The organism is Pseudomonas oryzicola (assembly GCF_014269185.2).
GTDB lineage: Bacteria > Pseudomonadota > Gammaproteobacteria > Pseudomonadales > Pseudomonadaceae > Aquipseudomonas > Aquipseudomonas oryzicola.
In genome coordinates, this window is sequence record NZ_JABWRZ020000001.1 from 2,454,589 (window position 1) to 2,470,583 (window position 15,995).

At 64.0% G+C, this 15,995-nt stretch carries 16 protein-coding genes; 9 read left to right on the forward strand and 7 right to left on the reverse strand.

The window, feature by feature from the left end:
* Positions 1-40: 40 nt before the first annotated feature.
* Both HU760_RS11265 and HU760_RS11270 read right to left on the reverse strand, forming a co-directional pair.
* Complete coding sequence (locus HU760_RS11265) at positions 41-1,504, reverse strand: MFS transporter (protein WP_186676973.1); 1,464 nt, start codon at positions 1,502-1,504, stop codon at positions 41-43.
* Positions 1,505-1,521: 17 nt separating this feature from the next.
* Positions 1,522-1,854: a hypothetical protein gene (locus HU760_RS11270; protein WP_186676970.1), complete on the reverse strand. Its 333-nt coding sequence runs from the start codon at positions 1,852-1,854 to the stop codon at positions 1,522-1,524.
* A 289-nt stretch (positions 1,855-2,143) separates the two neighbouring features.
* On the opposite strand from HU760_RS11270, the gene pstS reads away from it, so the two are divergent.
* From pstS to HU760_RS11315, 9 genes are all read left to right on the forward strand, one after another.
* Positions 2,144-3,175 (forward strand): phosphate ABC transporter substrate-binding protein PstS, encoded by a 1,032-nt coding sequence (gene pstS / locus HU760_RS11275; protein WP_186676968.1) that lies wholly within the window; start codon positions 2,144-2,146, stop codon positions 3,173-3,175.
* A 72-nt stretch (positions 3,176-3,247) separates the two neighbouring features.
* Entirely contained in the window at positions 3,248-4,213 is a 966-nt protein-coding gene (pstC, locus tag HU760_RS11280) for a phosphate ABC transporter permease subunit PstC (protein WP_186676966.1), read from the forward strand.
* On the forward strand, positions 4,213-5,106 hold the full coding sequence (gene pstA / locus HU760_RS11285; protein ID WP_186676964.1) for a phosphate ABC transporter permease PstA: 894 nt from the start codon (positions 4,213-4,215) through the stop codon (positions 5,104-5,106). Before pstC ends, pstA begins: the two co-directional genes overlap by 1 nt.
* 75 nt (positions 5,107-5,181) lie before the next feature.
* Positions 5,182-5,943: a phosphate ABC transporter ATP-binding protein PstB gene (gene pstB / locus HU760_RS11290; RefSeq protein WP_217858976.1), complete on the forward strand. Its 762-nt coding sequence runs from the start codon at positions 5,182-5,184 to the stop codon at positions 5,941-5,943.
* Positions 5,944-5,989: 46 nt separating this feature from the next.
* Positions 5,990-6,688: a Fic family protein gene (locus tag HU760_RS11295; RefSeq protein ID WP_186676961.1), complete on the forward strand. Its 699-nt coding sequence runs from the start codon at positions 5,990-5,992 to the stop codon at positions 6,686-6,688.
* Positions 6,688-7,314 carry a hypothetical protein gene (locus HU760_RS11300; RefSeq protein WP_186676959.1) on the forward strand — a complete coding sequence of 209 codons (627 nt, stop codon included), beginning with the start codon at positions 6,688-6,690 and terminating at the stop codon, positions 7,312-7,314. The genes HU760_RS11295 and HU760_RS11300 overlap by 1 nt, the downstream gene beginning before the upstream one ends.
* 288 nt (positions 7,315-7,602) lie before the next feature.
* The gene (locus tag HU760_RS11305) at positions 7,603-8,787 is read left to right on the forward strand and encodes a porin (RefSeq protein WP_186676957.1); all 1,185 of its coding nucleotides are present in this window, start codon (positions 7,603-7,605) and stop codon (positions 8,785-8,787) included.
* Between the two features lie 176 nt (positions 8,788-8,963).
* On the forward strand, positions 8,964-10,127 hold the full coding sequence (gene nosP / locus HU760_RS11310) for a nitric oxide-sensing protein NosP (RefSeq protein ID WP_186676955.1): 1,164 nt from the start codon (positions 8,964-8,966) through the stop codon (positions 10,125-10,127).
* Entirely contained in the window at positions 10,057-12,006 is a 1,950-nt protein-coding gene (locus HU760_RS11315; RefSeq protein ID WP_437179787.1) for a PAS domain-containing hybrid sensor histidine kinase/response regulator, read from the forward strand. Before nosP ends, HU760_RS11315 begins: the two co-directional genes overlap by 71 nt.
* A 6-nt stretch (positions 12,007-12,012) precedes the next feature.
* Here the strand turns inward: HU760_RS11315 and HU760_RS11320 are convergent, their stop codons facing one another.
* From HU760_RS11320 to HU760_RS11340, 5 genes are all read right to left on the reverse strand, one after another.
* On the reverse strand, positions 12,013-12,678 hold the full coding sequence (locus tag HU760_RS11320) for a response regulator (RefSeq protein WP_186676943.1): 666 nt from the start codon (positions 12,676-12,678) through the stop codon (positions 12,013-12,015).
* 56 nt (positions 12,679-12,734) lie between these two features.
* Complete coding sequence (locus HU760_RS11325) at positions 12,735-13,295, reverse strand: PQQ-dependent catabolism-associated CXXCW motif protein (protein ID WP_186676941.1); 561 nt, start codon at positions 13,293-13,295, stop codon at positions 12,735-12,737.
* Between the two features lie 172 nt (positions 13,296-13,467).
* Entirely contained in the window at positions 13,468-14,259 is a 792-nt protein-coding gene (locus HU760_RS11330) for an ABC transporter permease (RefSeq protein ID WP_186676939.1), read from the reverse strand.
* Positions 14,256-14,996, reverse strand: coding sequence for an ABC transporter ATP-binding protein (locus tag HU760_RS11335; protein WP_186676937.1), 741 nt, complete (start codon positions 14,994-14,996; stop codon positions 14,256-14,258). Before HU760_RS11335 ends, HU760_RS11330 begins: the two co-directional genes overlap by 4 nt.
* Positions 14,993-15,982, reverse strand: coding sequence for a YVTN family beta-propeller repeat protein (locus HU760_RS11340; RefSeq protein WP_186676935.1), 990 nt, complete (start codon positions 15,980-15,982; stop codon positions 14,993-14,995). Before HU760_RS11340 ends, HU760_RS11335 begins: the two co-directional genes overlap by 4 nt.
* Positions 15,983-15,995: the final 13 nt, after the last annotated feature.

Below are 15,995 nucleotides of genomic sequence, written 5' to 3' on the forward strand. Positions count from 1 at the left end.
GGGCAATGGACGAACGGTCCCCTGGCCCGGCCGGCTTGGCTCAGCTGTCGCTCACCTGCGACAGGGGCCTGGCCACGTGCTCGAGCGGGCGGCGCTCGGCTGCCACGCCCCACACCGCCTGGGTGAGCGCGGCGATGATCATCAACACCGCGCCGAACAAGTAGCCATACAGCACGTTCAGGCGCTCCCCCGATGCGATCAGCGCGCCGAACAGGGTGGGGCCGATGATGCCGCCGAGGCCTGTGCCAAAGGCATAGAACACGGCGATGGCCAGCGCGCGGATTTCCAGCGGGAAGGTCTCTGCCACTGTCAGGTAGGCTGAACTGGCCGCAGCCGAGGCGAAGAAGAAAATCACCATCCAGGCCAGGGTCTGCTGCATGACATCGAGCATCTGTTGCTGGAACAGGTAGCCGCTGACCGTCAACAGGAGGCCGGACGCCAGATAGGTCGCGCTGATCATGATGCGTCGCCCGACCAGGTCGAACAGCCGGCCCAGCAGCAACGGCCCGCAGAAGTTGCCCAGGGCGAAGGGCAGCACATACCAGCCCACCTGCGCCGACGGCACGGCATAGAAGTCGGTCAGTACCAACGCGTAGGTGAAGAAGATCGCGTTATAGAAGAAGGCCTGGGCCGTCAGCAACGTCAGGCCCACCAGCGCTCGGCGCCGATGCAGGACGAACAGGCTGTGGAAGACCTCGCGCAGCGGCGTATGGTCACGCCCACGCAGGCGCAGTGCAGGCACCTGCAGCGGAGGAAGGGCAATGCCGCGTTGCCGGTAATGGCGCTCGATGTCGGCAACGATGCGCTCGGCTTCCTCCGGCTGGTTGTGAATCATCAGCCAGCGCGGGCTTTCCGGTATCCACAGGCGCATCAGCAGGATGACCAGGCCGAGCAGCGCGCCCATGCCGAAGCACAGGCGCCAGCCCAGTTCGCCACCTGCCACGGCCGGGTCGAGCAGCACCACCGCAGCCACCGCGCCCAGCGCCGCGCCGATCCAGAAGGTTCCGTTGATGGTCAGGTCGACCCAGCCGCGGTAACGCGCCGGGGTGAATTCCTGGATGGTCGAGTTGATCGCAGTGTACTCGCCGCCAATGCCGGCACCCGTGAGGAAGCGGAACACCAGGAAGCTCCACAGGTTCCAGGAAAATGCCGTGGCCGCCGTAGCGCCGATGTACAGGAACAAGGTGATGAAGAACAGCCTGCGCCGCCCCAGGCGGTCGGTCAACCAACCGAACAGCAACGCGCCAGACACCGCGCCGGCGACATAGGCAGCGCCGGCCAGGCCGATGTCGGTGTTGCTCATGGCCAGGGCCGGGCTGTCCTTGAGGGCGCCCGACAGCGAACCAGCCAAGGTGACTTCAAGGCCATCGAGTAGCCAGGTGATCCCCAGCGCCAGCACCAGCAGCGTATGAAAACGCGTCCAGGGCAGCCGGTCGAGGCGGGCGGGGATGTCGGTGCTGTGCAGGCGCACCTGCGCCGAGGCAGCGTCGGAAGCTGTCGTCACGCCAGTTACCCGGTGCCTCAGCTTCCCGAGCCTGCACCACTGCCACCCGCGCCACCCGAACCGCTGCCACTGCCCGCACCGGTACCCGTGTCGCTACCGCTACCCGACTCCTCTGTAGTGCCATCGCCTCCGGTGCTGTCGGTGCCGTTGTCATCGGTGCCGCCCGTGCCCATGCCGTCAGCCGGGGTGCCCGAGCCGCTCGCTCCCCCTTGGCCGTTCATGTGGCCGTTATCGTGGGGCTGGCTGCCCGGGGTCGGCTGGTCGATGATGTCGGTGGCGGCCAGCGCCAGAGGGGCGATAGTGCCCAGGCACAGGGCGAGCAGCATTGATCGAACCGTTTTCAGTTGCATGGCGAGTCTCCTTTTCCGATGGGGCACCCACTGTTCGGCCCGTAACCTGTGCTCGGGTGCCGCGCTGGCGACAGACGGGCACCAGGGCCATTTGAACGGTCATGCAATCGCCATATCAGGCCGTTAACGTGGCGGCAGACGCGTTCGCATGCGTCGTTGCCTCCGAGAGCCGGGGTGCGCCGTGATGGCGCGACCGGGCGGCTCTATCCCGCGGCATGCCATTCATCGGTCACAAAGCTGTAACATTGCTGCTGCAAAGTGTGCCGGCCATCACACGGAGCGCTTTTCGATGATACGCCTGATGAAGTCTGCTGCACTTGCCGTTGCCGTTTCTGTCTGTGCCACTTCGGCCGCCTTCGCTGCAGAGAACGTACGCCTGACCGGTTCTGGCGCCAGCTTCCCTGCACCGATCTACCTGACCTGGTTCAAGGCGTTCAGCAAGGAAACCGACGGCGTCACCGTTGACTACCAGTCCAAGGGGAGCGGGGCGGGCGTTCAGGATTTTCTGAACAAGACTGTCGACTTTGCCGCCAGCGACTCGGCCATGAAGGCTGAAGAAATCGCCAAGGTCGGCGAAGGCGTGCAGTTGCTGCCAATGACCGCCGGTGAAATCGTCCTGGCGTACAACCTGCCGGGCAACCCGAAAGGGCTGAAGCTGCCGCGCGACGTTTACTCGAACATCTTCCTCGGCAAGATCACCCAGTGGAACGATCCGCAGATCGTCGCGGCCAACCCCGACCTGAAACTGCCAGCTACCCCGATTACCGTGGTCGTGCGTGCCGACTCCAGCGGTACCACGGCGGTCTTCACCAAGCACCTGTCGGCGATCAACGCTGACTTCAAGCAAGCGCTGGGCGAGGGCAACACCGTCAACTGGCCTGCCAGCGACAAGTTCATCAAGTCGCCGAAGAACGATGGGGTGACTGCCACCGTGCGCCAGACCCCAGGTGCCATCGGCTACATCGAATACGGCTTCGCCAAGCTGGCCAAGGTCGATTTCGCCCAGCTGCAGAACAAGGCCGGCCAATACGTGGTGCCAAACGCCGAAAGCGGTGCCGAGGCGCTGGCTGCGGTGAACATGCCGGAAAACCTGGTGGCCTGGCTGCCTGACCCGGACGGTGCCAAGTCCTACCCGATCACCTCCTACACCTGGATGATCTTCCGCAAGGACAACGGCAACCCGGCCAAGGCCAAAGCCATGCGCGACATGGTCGAGTACAGCCTGACCGAAGGCCAGAAGATCGCCGACTCGATGGGCTACATCCCGCTGCCGCCATCGGTGGTCGACCAGGTTCGCAAAGCGTCCGCCAACATCCAGTAACGCCTTCAGGCGCTCCCGGCGTGGTCCTGTGGCCAGGCCGGGGGTGTTTGCCCCCTGTCCCGGAACTTGCCCATGAACTCACCTTTCGCCATCCCGGATAACCCCCACTCCGCATGCCAGCCGCCGTCTGCGAAAGACTTCCTGGTGGATCGCAGCTTCCGTGCGCTGGCTCGCATCGGTGTGGTGCTGGTACTGGCGCTGGTTTTCGCGCTGGTCTACGAAGTGGGCCGCAAGGCCCTGCCAGGCATCGAGAAGCACGGCTTCGATGTGTTGTTCGGCAGCGTATGGGACGTCAACCAAGGCAAGTACGGCATTCTGCCGGCGATCTGGGGCACGCTGTACAGCGCCCTGATCGCCCTGTTGATCGCCGGTTTCTTCGGCGTCAGCATGGCCATTTTCCTCACCCAGGACTTCCTGCCGGCCAAGCTGGCGGCAGTCTTCCGCACCATTGTCGAGTTGCTCGCTGCCATCCCCAGCGTCGTCTACGGGCTGTGGGGCATCTACGTGGTGATCCCGGCCATCCGCCCGCTGACCACCTGGCTGAACAGCGAACTGGGCTGGATTCCGTTTTTTGGCACCTCGCTGAGCGGGCCCGGGCTCCTGCCTGCCGCGCTGGTGCTGGCCATCATGATTCTGCCGACCATCGCCGCCGTTTCGCAGGATGCGCTGACCAGCGTACCGATGAAAACCAAGCAGGCGGCCTACGGCCTGGGCGCCACCCACTGGGAGGCGATCCTCAAGGTGATGGTGCCATCCGCAGCCACCGGCATCTTCGGTTCGCTGGTGCTCGGCCTGGGCCGGGCACTGGGCGAAACCATGGCCCTGGCCATGCTGGTCGGCAACGCCAACACCATTTCCGTGTCCTTGTTCGCCCCGGCCAACACCCTGGCGGCGTTGCTGGCCCTGAACTTCCCGGAGGCCGGCCCGAACGAGGTCGAGGTACTGATGTACGCCGCGCTGGTACTGATGTTCATCACCCTGCTGGTGAACGTACTCGGCTCGATGATCATGCTCTACGCCCAGCGGGGTAACAAATGATGACCGACCTGACTACCCCGACCAAGGCCTTGCCGAGCCTGCAGCGCAAGCTGGAGGGCCGTTCCCTGCGCAGCCTGGTGCTGACCACGCTGGCCTGGTGCGCGGCGCTGGTGGCCAGCGTGCCGCTGGTTTCTGTGCTGTACATGCTGATCACCCGTGGCGGTGCCCGCCTCAACCTGGAGGTGTTCACCGAGCTGCCACCCACCGGCTTCGAGATGGGCGGGGGCTTCGGCAACGCCATGGTCGGCACCTTCGTCATGGTCGGTATTGCCGCAGCCATCGCCGTGCCGGTCGGTATTCTGGCCGCCGTGTTCCTGGCTGAACTCGGCCCGGACAGCAAGCTGGCCAACGCTGCGCGCTTCGCCGCCAGGATGCTCACCGGCCTGCCATCGATCCTGGCCGGGGTATTCGCCTACGCCCTGGTGGTGATGACCACCGGCACCTACTCGGCACCGGCAGGCGGCGTGGCCCTGGCGGTACTGATGCTGCCCATCGTCGTGCTGACTGCGGAAGAGTCGATGAAGATGGTGCCGAAGATCATGAAGGATGCCGCCTACGGCATGGGCTGCACCCGGGCCCAGGTGATTTGGAAAATCGTCCTGCCCACCGGCCTGCCGGCCATCCTCACCGGCGTCATGCTGGCCGTGGCGCGTGCCGCTGGCGAAACGGCGCCGCTGTTGTTCACCGCATTGTTCAGCAACTACTGGATCCTGCATGACGGCGACCTGGCCGTGATGAACCCGACGGCCTCGCTGGCCGTGCTGATCTACAACTTCTCCGGCATGCCATTCGACAACCAGCTCGAGCTCGCCTGGGCGGCCTCGCTGGTACTGGTGATGATCGTGCTGGTAATCAACATTCTGAGCCGAGTATTCGGCAAGCCCAAGTACTGAGAAAGGGAGCATTCGACCTTGAACGTATCCACTGCGCAAAAAGCCGCTCCCGTGGTCAGCGAAGCCCCCATCGTCATGGACTGCAAGCTGGACAAGATCTTCTACGGCAACTTCATGGCCGTGCGCGACAGCCACGTACCGATCCGCAAGAACCAGATCACCGGCTTCATCGGCCCGTCCGGCTGCGGCAAGAGTACCGTGCTGCGCAGCCTCAACCGCATGAACGACCTGGTCAAGGGCTTCCGCTTCGAAGGCCACGTGCACTTCCTGGGCCAGGACGTCTATGGCAAGGGGGTCGACCCGGTTGTGGTGCGCCGCTACATTGGCATGGTGTTCCAGCAGCCCAACCCGTTCTCGATGAGCATCTTCGACAACGTCGCCTTCGGCCTGCGCCTGAACCGCTACAAGGGCGACATCGGCGACCGCGTGAAGCATGCGCTGCAGGGCGCCGCGCTGTGGGACGAAGTCAAGGACAAGCTCAAGGTCAGCGGCCTGTCGCTGTCCGGTGGCCAGCAGCAACGCCTGTGCATCGCCCGCGCCATCGCCACCGAACCGGAAGTGCTGCTGCTGGACGAGCCGTGCTCGGCGCTCGACCCCATCGCCACCCGCCGGGTGGAAGAACTGATGGTCGAGTTGAAGAAGGACTACACCATCGCGCTGGTCACCCACAACATGCAGCAGGCGATTCGTGTGGCTGACGAAACTGCGTTCTTTTCGGTCGATATTTCCCAGGGCACCCGCACCGGCTACCTGGTCGAAATGGGCCCGACCACGCAGATCTTCCAGAACCCGCGCGAGCAACTGACCGCCGACTACATCAGCGGCAAGTTCAGCTGAACCTTGGCCGCATCATTTTCCGTTGAAGTGTTACTCGGGGTTTCCAATGCCTGCCACGCGTCGTCTTGACCTGTCAGCGGTAGAGCGCGCACTGCGTGAGGTGCAGGGCCGTTTTGCCGAACTCAGCGAACACTTCACCGAGCCGCGCGATCCGTTCACCGACGAGGTGCTGCTGAATGTGGTTGAAGGCTATGCCCTGATTGACGAGTATGTCGCACGCGGTATCGACCTTTTCGACCTGCAGCAGCTGAACCTGATGCTGGAGATCAATGCCACCGTGCTGTGCGGCAGCGACCCCGCCCGCCGCCTGGAATTCGCTGCGCATCTCGCCGCGACCGAAGCGCACTTCTTCAATAACGTTGAGGGCGGCATCAAAGACCTTTACAACTGGTACAGCGCCTACCGCAGTGACTCGGTGTGGAAGCGCGCAGCCGGTGTCTACGTGCGTATCCTCAGCAAGCCGCAGCTGTTCATCGAAGGCAACAACCGCACCGGGTCGCTGATCGTCAGCTACTTGCTGATGCGCGCAGGGCTGCCGCCCTTCGTGCTGTCGCTGGACAACGCCGAGGGTTACTTCAACCCGTCCTCGGTCATCCGCAATTCCGCCAAACACGGTGTCAAGGCCTTGTACGAACTACCCAAGATCAAGAAGAAGTATGCCGCCTTCCTCGAAGCGAAGGCGCCTGAAGCGGGCAAGTTCTTCCTTGATGGCGTGTCCGTACCTGCCTGCGAGAGGTGCCGCTGATGCACCGCTCGTCACTGCTGCAACGTGGCTGGCAGGCCATCGAACGCCGCTTCAACCGGCCAAAGGTGCGCATCTCGTTCGACATCGACGACACGCTGGCCTGCCAGGCAGACCACGCCGCCGCCGAACACAGCAAGCTGCCGGCCTTTGTCCACCGCTGGTTGGGCGAACCCCTGCGCAGTGGCACGCGCGCGCTGATCCGCGACCTGCGCCGCCAGGGCTGTAGCATCTGGATCTACACCTCGTCGGGGCGCACTCCGTCCTATATCCGCCGCTGGCTGATGCTCTACGGCATCCGCGTCGACGGCGTGGTCAACAGTGACCGGCACCAGCATGTCCTGGCCAGGAACGGGCTTGGCCATGCACCTTCGAAGTTGCCCTCGGCTTTCGACATTGATCTGCATGTGGATGATTCCGAAGGTGTGCGGCTGGAAGGCATCGATCACGGTTTCCGTGTGCTGGTGGTGTGCCCGAAGGATGAACACTGGGCGCAGAAGGTGAAGGATGCGGCTGTCGATGTACAGGCACAGCTGGCCTGGCAACAACCGCACCGCTATGAAATGCCGGTGCGGCTGCGTCCGCAAGCGCTGGCTTCGCGAAACGACGCGATTGCGCTCGGATTGTGAGGTGGGCGACGCGGTGGCTGGCACCGGCGGTGCCGGTGATCGCGGCTGAAGCCGCTCCTACAGGTACGGCGTCAGGTTGAAGGCGGGCTTTTTGTATTGGTACCTGCCTGCCATTAATGCCTAAACCCTAAGTCTCGCCTCCCGGCCCAACCCGGTAGCGGGCCCGAATGGTCGCCCCCCACGCACCGGCCCAAAGCACCCGCCAGCCCGCTCCAAAGCAGCGTTTCTGGCGTTTTGCCCGCTTCTGATAATCGCCTCCGACATCCCGTCCCCGTTTCGGAGCGCGCCATGTACAACAATAAGAATCTGTCCCCCCGTTTGCTGGCGGCTGTCACCGTCAGCCTGTCGAGCCTTTGCCTGAGTAGTGTCGCCGAGGCCGAGATCATGCTGTACGACAAGGACCAGACGACGTTTTCCACCGACGGCTATATCAACGCCTTCTACGTCAACAGCGATGTCGATCGCGAGGGCGAGCAGTATGACCGCCGCCAGTCGCGGGTGAAGATGGGCTTCCTGCCAAACTACCTGGGCTTCAACATGGGCAAGCAGGTGGATGACCTCAAGCTCGGCGCGCGTGCGTCGTTCTGGGTGACCATCAACGACAGCGAAACCAACGGCACCGACACCGCCATCGATGTGCGCCAGTTCTACGGTACCGTGGCCAACCCGGAATGGGGCGAAGTCCTGATCGGCAAGGATTTTGGCCTGTTCGCCCGCTCCAACATCCTGCTCGACGAACTGCTGGCCGGTTATGGCCAGGTCAGTGACACCCTGGGCCTGGTGGACGGCGGCGGGGTATCGTTCGGCAACATCGGCAGCGGCTACCCATACCCGTTCCCCACCTCGCAGATCACCTACCGCACCCCGGTAATGGACGGCCTGCGGGTGGCGGTCGGCATCATGGACCCGGTGGACACCAACGACAGCAGCCCGACCGGCAAGGCCTACCAGGAAAACCCGCGTACCGAAAGCGAGATCACCTACCAGTTCGACCTGGGCGGGGCGCAGATCTACAGCTGGCTCAACGGCAGCTACCAGACCTCCGACAACACCGACCCGGCGGTGCAGTCGGTCACCTCCAAAGGTGTCGGCTATGGCGTGCAGGCGAAGATGGGCGGGCTGTCGCTGACCGGTTCGGGCTTCCAGGCCAAGGGCATCAACCCGTTCTTCACCAACAACGCGGGCGAGCCGACCTTGCGCAATGTCGACAGTGACGGCTACCTGCTGCAGGGCTCGTACAAGTTCGGCAAGAACCGCGTGGCGCTGTCCTATGGCAAGACCAAGGACGATGGCAACGGCGCGGTCGACAGTGGTGCGGATTATGAAACCCGTGGCGTCGCGCTGTTCCACGACATCAATGACAACCTCAAGCTGGTTGCCGAGTACAACCAGTTCTCCATCGATGGGCATGAAACCAGTGCGCAGGACGAAGACACCGATACCTTCGCGGTGGGGGCGGTGTTGACCTGGTAATGGCCGGGTCCCCAGCCGCGGTGTGCGCATCGCGCCGTGGCCGGGGGCTGCAGGGCAGCCGCGAATACCGGACGCTTTACATCCATGGAACTGCTCACCCGCTACCCAAGTAGCATTCGTCGCCAATGATCGCCTTCGTACACTCTTTGCTCAGCCAAACCGCGCCGGAGACCAGGATGCAGCAGGCTCACAACGACGGTGTGGTCAGCGCCATGTCCCAGGCCACCGACGCCCGGCTGGCGGCCGAGGAGCTGGCGGCGCAGCTGCTGCACCCGCACCTGGGCTTCGTGCTGTTCTTCTGCTCCGCCGAATACGACCTGCAGGTCCTGGGCGAGGCCCTGGAGCAGGGGTTTGGCGGTATCCGCCTGGTCGGTTGCACCAGCGCCGGCGAGATCACCCCGCTGGGCTACGGCCGCAACTGCATCACCGCGGTGGGCTTCGATCATCGGCATTTCTCCATCGCCACCGAGCTGATCGATGAGATGGAGCACTTCAGCCTCATCGATGCCCAGCAGATGGTCGAGCGCCTGGTCAGCACCTGCCGCAGCAATACCCTGGCGCCGATCAAGGGCCACAGCTTTGCCTTGACCCTGCTCGACGGCCTGTCCAGCCGTGAGGAGATGGTGCTCGCGGCGCTCAGCGCCGCCCTCGGGGATATTCCGCATTTTGGCGGTTCGGCCGGTGACGACAACTACCTGACCCGCACCCACGTGTACTTCGGCGGCGCGTTCCATAACGGCGCGGCGGTGGTGGTGCTGGTCAATACCTGGCTCGACTTCGAGGTGTTCACCACTCACCACATCCTGCCACGGCAGGAAAAGCTGGTGGTCACGGGGGCCGACAGTGCCTTGCGCCGGGTCTTCGAACTGAATGCCGAGCCGGCAGCCGAGGAGTACGCCCGGCACATCGGCGTGCCGGTGGCCGACCTCGACCACCAGGTATTCGCTGCCCACCCGCTGGCCGTGCGCATCCATGACCAGTATTACGTGCGGGCGATCCAGCAGGTGCACCCGGACCAGAGCCTGAGCTTCTACTGTGCGGTGGAGAACGGCATCGTGCTCACCGCCATGACCCCCGGGCCGTTGTTGCCCAACCTGCAGCAGCTGTTCGACGGCTTGCAGCAGCGTCTCGGCCCTCTGTTGCTGACCATCGGTTGCGATTGCTTTCTGCGGCGGCTGGAACTGGAAGGCCAACACGGCCTGGAGCCGATCGGCGCGTTCCTGCGAGAGCAGCGGGTGATCGGCTTCAACACCTACGGAGAACAGTTCAATGGCATGCACATCAACCAGACCTTCACCGGCGTCGCCATTGCCCGCAACCGGCCTCCCGTCAATCGCTGACCTGCAGCTGGAAATTACCCGGCTGCAACATGAAAACCATAAGCTGCAGCGTATCAACGGTGCGCTGATCGAGCGCGTCGAGTCCGGTGTGACGCGTGGCAACGACCCTTACGCGGCGTTTCAGCACTCGGTGGTGCTGGCCGAGCAGGTGCGCGAACGCACCGATGCCCTGAACCAGGCAATGGCCGAGCTCAAGGCGGTCAACCGCCTGCTCAGCGAGGCGCGGCAGCGGGCCGAGACTGCCCACCAGCACCAGATTCGCCTGATCACCGACAACGTACCGGCGCTGATCGCCTATCTCAACGCCGACCTGGTCTACGAATTCACCAACAAGGTCTACGAAGAATGGTACTGCTGGCCACCCGGCGTGATGCTCGGCCAGCGCCTGCGCGAGGCCCACAGCGAACAGCATTACCAGCGCCTGGAAGCCTACGTGGCACGCGCGCTGGCCGGCGAGAGCGTCACCTTCGAATTCGCTGAAACCAACAGCAGCGGGCAGGAGCGCTACATGCTGCGTTCCTACGTGCCGAACCGCCTGGCCAATGGCGAGGTCGCCGGCATCTTCGTGCTGATCCGTGACATCACCGAGCGGCGCAATACAGCGCAGGCGCTGCACCAGGCCTATCAGCACCTCGAACAACGGGTACGCGAACGCACGGCCGAACTGACCAGCCTCAATGAACAACTGCTGCGTGAGATCGAGGAGCGCAGCCGCGCCGAAGCGCGCCTGCGCGAGGCCAAGCGCGAGGCCGAGCAGGCCAATCTGTCGAAGACCAAGTTCCTCGCGGCGGTCAGCCATGACCTGCTGCAACCGTTGAACGCGGCGCGGCTGTTTACCAGCGCGCTGCTCGAAAGCCGCGAACCGCAGGACAGCACGCAACTGGTACGCAATGTCAGCAACTCCCTGGAGGATGTGGAGAACCTGCTAGGCACCCTGGTGGATATTTCCAAGCTCGATGCCGGGGTGATCAAGGCCGATGTCGCGCCCTTCGCCCTTGGCGAGCTGATGGACAACCTTGCCGCCGAGTATGCCCAGGTGGCCCGCAGCGAAGGGCTGGAGCTGCATTTCGTCAGTTGTTCGGCCGTTGTGCGCAGTGATATCCAGTTGCTGGCGCGGATCCTGCGCAACCTGCTCAGCAATGCCATCCGCTACACCCCGCATGGGCGTGTGGTGCTCGGCTGCCGGCGCCTGCGAGGCGGCCTGCGCATCGAAGTATGGGACAGCGGCATCGGCATTGCCGAAGAGCACCTGGAAGAAATGTTCCAGGAGTTCCGGCGCGGCGATGTGCAGCGCCCGCAACAGGACCGAGGCCTGGGCCTGGGCCTGGCGATCGTGGAAAAGATCGCCGGTATCCTTGGCCACCGCATCCGGGTGCGCTCCTGGCTTGGCAAAGGCTCGGTGTTTGCCGTGGAGGTACCCTTGAGCACCACCGCGCCCAAGGCCCAGCCAAGCCTGGCGATCAGCGAACCGATGCTGGAACGCCTGCGCGGGGCACGGGTGTGGGTGCTGGATAACGATGCCGCGATCTGCGCCGGTATGCGCACCCTGCTGGAGGGCTGGGGCTGCCGCGTGGTCACTGCCTTGTCGGAAGAGGACCTGGCGCGCCAGGTGGACAACTACCACGCCGAAGCCGACCTGCTGATAGCCGACTACCACCTGGACAACGACTGCAATGGTGTCGATGCGGTGGCGCGGATCAATGCCCGCCGCACCCAGCCGCTACCGGCGCTGATGATCACCGCCAACTACAGCAACGAGCTCAAGCAACAGATCCGCGAGCTGGGCCATACCCTGATGCACAAGCCGGTGCGGCCGATGAAGCTGAAAACCGCGATGAGCCACCTGCTTGCCAGCAGCCAGCCATCGCTTCGCGCATAGCCCCGTTCAGCGGCGCAGGTAATCCCCGAAGTCGATATCGCCAGCGCTGAGGATGGCCTGCACCCGGTTGTGCACGTTGAGTTTGCGCAGGATCGCCGAAACATGCGCCTTGACCGTGGTTTCGGCGATGTCCAGGGTGTAGGCGATCTGTTTGTTCGACTCGCCCTTGGTCATGCGTTCGAGCACCAGCAGTTGCTTGCGGGTCAGCGCCTGGAGCATTTCCGGCGGGAAGCTCGGGGTATCGTTCAGGCGCCGGCTGGTGGCGCTTTTCTGGGCGCGGATGATATCCGGCGGCAGGTAGACATTGCCGTTGAGGATCTGCTCGATCGCTTCGATCATCTGCAAACGTGGCGACGACTTGGTGATGAACCCCACCGCACCGTAGGTGATGGCCTGCAGCACGATCTGCTTTTCCTGCTCGGCCGAGACGATCACCACCGGTGTGGTAGGGGCCTCGTTGCGCAGGGTGATCAGGCCATTCAGGCCGTGCATGCCAGGCATGTTCAGGTCGAGCAGGATCAGGTCGAGGTCATCGTGCTCGCGGGTCAGTGCCAGGGCGCTGTCCAGGTCGGCAGTTTCCATGACTTCGCTGCCCTGGAACCCGTCGCTGATGACATTGTGGATGGCTTCGCGAAACAGCGGGTGATCGTCGGCAATCAGAATTTTGTACATGGCCTTTTCACCTCGTTTTTATGGGATGGAGCGGGGCACGCATTGAATCGGCGAATTCACGGGAAGGGTTCCGGTTGCGCCGGCGCCAGGGGCAGATTGGCCTGCTGCCAGGCGTCCAGGCCGTCGCGATACCAGAACAGATTGTCATAGCCCAGGGCCTTCGCGCGTTTTACCGCGTTCCAGCTCAACCAGCAATCCGAACGGCAGTAGAACACCAGTGGCTGCTGCCTGCGCCCGGCGGTGGCGTCTTGCAGGTTGCGCGCGAAGTAACCTTGCCAGGCCGGGCTCAGCTCGCCATCGCCGGTGTTGGCCAGCCAGCGGCTGCCGGGGATGTTGCTGTGCGGTTCGTCTTCGATGAAGCGGCCTTGCAGCCATTGGCGCCGATAGACGTCGATCAGGACCGGGGCGGGGGTCTGTTTGAGCAGGCCTTGCAGCGTGGCGGTGTCGATCACCTGGGCGCCGTCGACCTGCTGCGGGGTCGGGCTGCGGTAGACGCTGGTGCGATACCCGGCGGCGGAAAACAACGGTTCCGTGCCAGCCTGGGCGATGCCCAGCGACAGACTCAGCGAAAAGGCCACCAGCAAGGGGCGCGGCAGCCGGGGCAGGGCACGTGGCATGGGGGTTGTCCTTTTTGTTATAGCCCCATTACATGCCAGCGGCGGTGCATTGTGAATGCGACGATCAGATAGCAAAGGCAGTACTAAAGTAGTAGATCGAGAGCGCGGACGGACGCACCGATTTGCAGATTGGATGCGCCGCCTGTGGGCGCGCGTTCACAGGCGTGGTAAATCAGCGTGGCTTGCGCAACGCCGCGTGCTGAGGGTTGAAGGTGAGGATCGCCAGCAAGGTGAACAGCGCGGTCAAGCCCAGGCATACAGCCAGTGCCAGCAGGTTCAGCCGCTCGTACAGGGCAAAGCGCACCAGTTCCACCGCATGGGTGAACGGGTTGACCGCACACAGCCAGTACAACCACTGGCTGGCCTCCTGCATCTTCCACAGCGGGTACAGCGCCGAAGACAGGAAGAACAGCGGAAAAATCACGAAATTCATCACCCCGGCAAAGTTCTCCAACTGGCGGATCGCGTTCGACAGCAACAACCCCAGGGCGCTGAGCATCAATGCCACCAGCAATAGCGCCGGTAACGCCAGCAGCAAGCCAGCGGCCGGTGGTTGCACGCCGTACAGCCAGGCGATTGCCAGGAAGGCGTAGACCTGCAGCAGGGAAATCAACGACGTCGCCAACAGTTTGCTGCCGAGCAGGAACGGCCGTGGCAACGGGCTGGTCAGCAGCACGCGCATGCTGCCCATCTCGCGGTCATAGACCATCGACAGCGAGCCCTGCATGCCGTTGAACAGCAGGATCATGCAGGCCAGGCCCGGGATGATGTACACCTCGTAGGGGATATAGGTGTCGTAGGGTTCGATGATTGCAATGCCCAGGGCCGCGCGAAACCCTGCGGCGAACACCAGCAGCCACAGCAGCGGGCGTACCAGGGCGCTGAGAAAGCGCGTACGTTGCAAGACGAAACGCAGGCATTCGCGCAGCAGAATGCCGTTGAAGCACTGCCAGTAGGCGTTCATTGGGTATTCACTCCTGGGGGCGCGCTGGTCAGGCGGGCAAAGGCGTGGTCGAGGTCGCCGCCGTGCGCCTGGCTCAGGGCATCGGCCGTGCCGCTGGCCACCAGGCGCCTCTGATGCAGGATCAGCAGGTCATCGCTGGGGTGCACTTCGTCCAGCAGGTGGGTGGTCCACAGCACGCTGAGGCGTTGTTCGCGGCACAGTAGCCGCAGGTGCTGGTTGAGCGCCAGGCGGCTGGCCGGGTCCAGGCCGACGCTGGCTTCGTCGAGCAACAGCAGGCGCGGTTCATGCAGCAGTGCGCGGGCAATCTCCACCCGGCGCCGATGGCCGATGTTCAGGGCCCGGACCGGCTCGCGCCGGCGCTCATCGAGGCCCTGGCGGGCCAGTTCGGCATCTACCCGCAGGTTGCCCTGGCGCCGCGACAGGCCATGCAGCGAGGCGTGGTAGCGCAGGTTCTGTTCGACGCTGAGGTCCAGGTCCAGGGTGCTTTGCTGGAACACCACGCCCAACTGGCGCAAGGCCGGGCGTGCGGCATTGCGCAGGGAACAGCCGCAGACGCGGATGTCGCCTTGCTGCAGGTCGTAGAGCCGCGTGAGCAGGGCGATCAAGGTCGACTTGCCGGCACCATTGGGGCCCAGCAGCGCGGCGAAGCGCCCGGGCGCCAGGCTGAACGTGACCTGCCTGAGCGCCTGGCGCTGGCCGTAGGCAAAGCTCACGTCACTGACTTCCAGCGTGTTCATGGCGTCACCACCACGCCCCAGGGGTAGCGGCCGACCTTCACCGACTTGAGCACCTTGAGGTTCTTCGCATCAATCACCGATACGTCGCCGCTGACGCCGTTGGTGGCCAGCAACTGGCTCTGGTCCGGGGTGAACGCCAGCTGCCATACCCGCCGTCCCACCAGCAGGTAGTCGAGCACCTCGAAGGTCCTGGCATCGACCACCGCCACATGGTTGGCCGGGCCCAGGGCGACGAAGGCGTACTTGCCATCGGCGCTCAGCTTGATCCCCACCGGCTGGACCTTGTCCGGATGCACGCCTTTGATCTGGAAATTCAGGGTTTTCAGCACCTGGCGCGTGGCCACGTCGAGAATGGTCACGGTGCCGCCGATTTCCGCCGAGGCCCACAACCGCGTACCGTCCTGGCTGAACTCGACAAAGCGCGGCCGCTGGTCGACCGGGGTGCTTTCGGCCAGGGTCTGGGTGCTGGTGTCGATCCAGTGCAGCATGTTGGTGGTTTCGCTGGTGTTGACCGCCCACTTGCCATCCGGGCTGACCGCCATGCCTTCAGGCTCGATGCCGACATCGATCTGCCCGAGCACCTTGTCGGTCTGGGTGTCGATCACGGTCACCAATGCGTCGTCCTCGTTGGACACGTACAGCCAGCGGTCGTTGGGGTGCAGGGCGAACTGCTCGGGGTCCTTGCCGGAAGGCAGTTCCTTGATGATCTTGCGGGTGGCCACGTCCATCACCTGCACCCGGTCCGAGTCGCTGGCGCAGATGTACAGCAGCTTGTGGTCGTGGGACAGCAGCAGGCCGCGCGGGCGCTGGCCTACCGGCAAGGTCTCGGTGACTTCCAGGGTCTGCAGGTCGATCAGGCTGAGGTTGTTGTCCTTCTCGTTGGAGACCCAGGCGGTGGCAGCCATGGCCTGGCCGCTGGCAAGCGCCAGGGCGCCCGACAGCAGGCTAGGGTAAAGCAGGGCCCGGTGGAGCAGGCGGCGAGGCATGGCGAAATCCTTT